This window comes from Alcanivorax sp. HI0044 (genome assembly GCF_001634945.1).
Map to the genome: position 1 here is coordinate 1 of NZ_LWEZ01000637.1, position 3,098 is coordinate 3,098.

General features: G+C 58.9%; 3 protein-coding genes. All 3 read right to left on the reverse strand.

Features of this window, described 5'->3' with window-relative positions; all coding sequences use genetic code 11:
- Nucleotides 1-486: DUF3333 domain-containing protein (locus A3730_RS07735; protein WP_231883893.1), on the reverse strand; the 486-nt coding region annotated here is incomplete at its 3' end.
- A gap of 13 nt (nt 487-499) precedes the next feature.
- The gene (gene pstC, locus A3730_RS07740; protein ID WP_063519540.1) at nt 500-1,888 is read right to left on the reverse strand and encodes a phosphate ABC transporter permease subunit PstC; all 1,389 of its coding nucleotides are present in this window, start codon (nt 1,886-1,888) and stop codon (nt 500-502) included.
- Between the two features lie 139 nt (nt 1,889-2,027).
- A complete protein-coding gene (locus tag A3730_RS07745; protein WP_063519547.1) occupies nt 2,028-3,074 on the reverse strand; it encodes a substrate-binding domain-containing protein in 1,047 nt (348 codons plus the stop codon).
- Nucleotides 3,075-3,098 lie beyond the last annotated feature (24 nt).

Genomic DNA, 3,098 nt, shown 5'->3' on the forward strand with positions numbered 1-3,098 from the left:
CAGGCGGCTGTCTTCGCGCTGCTTTTCATTCCCCTTGAGAAACAGGTCCACATCGTCATCGGCCAGCAACCAGAGAGTACGGGTCTCACCCAGCAGGGAAGGATCCTCGCGCAGCATGTCACGCAGGGCATAACCGGCACCGGTGCTCACCAACTGATTGAGGGCACGGGTGTCCAGGCGGGACTCCACGCCGGGAAAGCGGTCTGCCAGGGCGTCACGAATCACCCCCTGGTAATTACCATAGTTGAGCTGCTCTTCATCACGGGGGTCACTGACATCCATCACTTCGGCATCAAAGGTCACCGGCAGCTGGATTTCATACTCCACGAAAGCACTGTGACCCTTGCCGATAATATCGGTGAACAGCAGCACCAACGCCATCAAACCGATGCCAATCGCACCAAGACCAAAGGCCTTGAAGCGTTTCTCTGCCCGGTAGCGTCGGGCCAGGGTCTTGCGAACTTTTTCTGTGGTTTGGCTCATCATTTTTCTCCCGACGCTAGTCGTACTGCTCGCGGTATTTCTTCACGATATGCAGCGCGAAGATATTCATGACCAGGGTAGTGATGAACAACATCAGGCCCAGGGCGAAGGCCGCCAGGGTCTTGGCGCTGTCGAATTCCTGGTCGCCGGTCAGCAGAGTCACAATCTGTACGGTGATGGTGGTGACCGCTTCCAGCGGGTTGGCGGTCAAATTGGCGGCCAGGCCGGCGGCCATCACCACAATCATGGTTTCACCAATGGCACGGGAGGCCGCCAGCAAAATGCCCCCCATGATCCCCGGCAGCGCCGCCGGGAAAATCACTTTCTTGATGGTTTCACTCTTGGTGGCGCCCAGCCCCAATGAACCGTCACGCATGGCCTGGGGCACCGCCGTAATCACGTCATCTGCCAGGGATGACACAAACGGAATAATCATGATGCCCATTACCAGGCCCGCCGCCAGAGCCGACTCCGAGGCCACATCCAGGCCAACGGATTCACCCATACCGCGAATAAAAGGCGCCACCGTCAGGGCGGCAAAGAAGCCGTAGACCACCGTGGGAACCCCGGCCAGCACTTCCAGTGCCGGCTTGGCCACCGTGCGCACCCGCTTGCTTGCGTACTCTGCCAGGTAGATAGCTGACATCAGGCCCACCGGCACTGCCACCAACAGGGCAATGGCCGAGATCAGCATGGTGCCCATGAACAACGGCACCGCACCAAAAGCGCCTCCGGATGCCACCTGGTCAGCGCGCAGGGCAGTCTGCGGGCTCCACTGCAACCCGAACAGGAAGTCCGTCACCGGCACCTTGCCGAAGAAGCGGATGGATTCGAACAGCACCGACATGACGATGCCCACGGTGGTAAGAATGGCCACCGTGGCGCAGAGCATGAACAGCGTCTGCAGCACACGCTCTACCTGCTGGCGGGCACGCAGTTGTGGTGACACTTTCAGCCAGGCCCAGGCACCGCCGAACATGCACAACACAATGACTACCACCGTCAGCGCCATGGCGCTGGTCTGGCGTAATGACTGCAGATGTTCCGCCGCTGCCGCGATGGGCGGCTCCACGAAATTGACAGGCAGCGCACCACTGGCAACGTTCTGGATTTTGCTGAGCGTCAGGTTATAACTGGACGCATCCGTCGGCTGCAGTTCCGCCGGCAAACTGGCCAGCACCTGCTGACGAATGATGCTGTCATCAAATGCCAGCCACAGCCCCAGCACCACCAATGCTGGCAGTGCACACCACATGGCCGAACGCATGGCGAAATAGAACGGCAACGAGTGCAGGTGGCGAATGCCGCCCAGCGGGCGGGCCAGCGCAAAGGAGCGGCGAAGCCCCAGGTAGTAAGCGCCGGCCACCATCACTACCAACAGCAACAGCAGGTTTCCGGTTTGCATGTATCACTCCGATCGGATTTGCTCAAACAAGATCACCGCAGCAATCTTGGTGGAACAAACACGCCTTGTCAGGGGCGAAAAAGCCCGGTGGCAAATACCACCGGGCCAAAAGCATCCATGCTTTTTTTTATTTCCTTTCTTACAGCTCGTTGCCCGTCATGGACTTCAGGCCGCGGGCCTGCTTGGCCATGGACTTGCGCAGGTCATCACCCAGCGGGATCAGGCCCTTCTCAGCCAGGTAGCCCTGATCACCCCAGGCTTTCTCGCTGGTGAACTCTTTCACGTAACCTTCGATACCCGGTACCACACCCACGTGAGCTTTCTTCACGTAGAAGTACAGGGAGCGGGACACCGGGTAGTCGCCGGAACCGATCGCTTCGAAAGTGGGCTCAACACCGCCAACGTTGGCAGCTTGTACCACACCGCGGTTCTGATCCAGGAAGGAGTAACCGAACACACCGAATGCATCCGGGTTCTTTTCCAGCTTCTGCACGATCAGGTTATCGTTTTCGCCCGCTTCCACGTAGGCGCCGTCTTCACGGACGCTGCGGCAGATGGCCTTGTACTTGGACTTGTCTTCACCCTTGATGGCTTTCAGCCAGGGGAACGTCTTACAGCCGCCTTCGATGGCCAGCTCGTTGAACGCATCACGGGTACCGGAAGTCGGCGGCGGACCCAACACCTCGATTTTCACGTTGGGCAGGGCCGGGTTCACTTCTTTCCAGGTCTTGTAGGGGTTGGCGACCAGCTCTTCGCTGCCATCCGGATTCGGTACATCCTTGGCCAAGGCCAGGAAGACGTCACGCAGGGACAGGTCGATGTGCTTACCCTTCACGGAATTGGCAATCACGATACCGTCATAACCGACCTTCACTTCGGTGATGTCTTTCACACCGTTGCTCTGGCACAGCTCGAACTCGGACTTCTTCATGCGACGCGATGCGTTGGTGATGTCCGGGTGCTGGGTGCCCACGCCCTGACAGAACAGCTTCATGCCGCCGCCAGAACCGGTAGATTCGATTTTCGGGGTGGCGTTGCCGGTACGGCCAAAACGCTCAGCCACAACGGTGGCGAACGGGTAGACCGTGGAAGAACCCACGATAGAGATAGTGTCACGCGCCATGGCGGTGGTCGGTACGCTAGCCAGAGCCAGCGCTGCCGCGGCACCTGCCAGTGTTGTTTTCATCTTGAAGTTCACAGTAAAAGCCTC

Bases quoted from the DNA above. Each gene is read 5' to 3' on its own strand.
- pstC (WP_063519540.1), bottom strand. From the start codon at position 1,888: ATGCAAACCGGAAACCTGCTGTTGCTGTTGGTAGTGATGGTGGCCGGC.
- A3730_RS07745 (WP_063519547.1), bottom strand. From the start codon at position 3,074: ATGAAAACAACACTGGCAGGTGCCGCGGCAGCGCTGGCTCTGGCTAGC.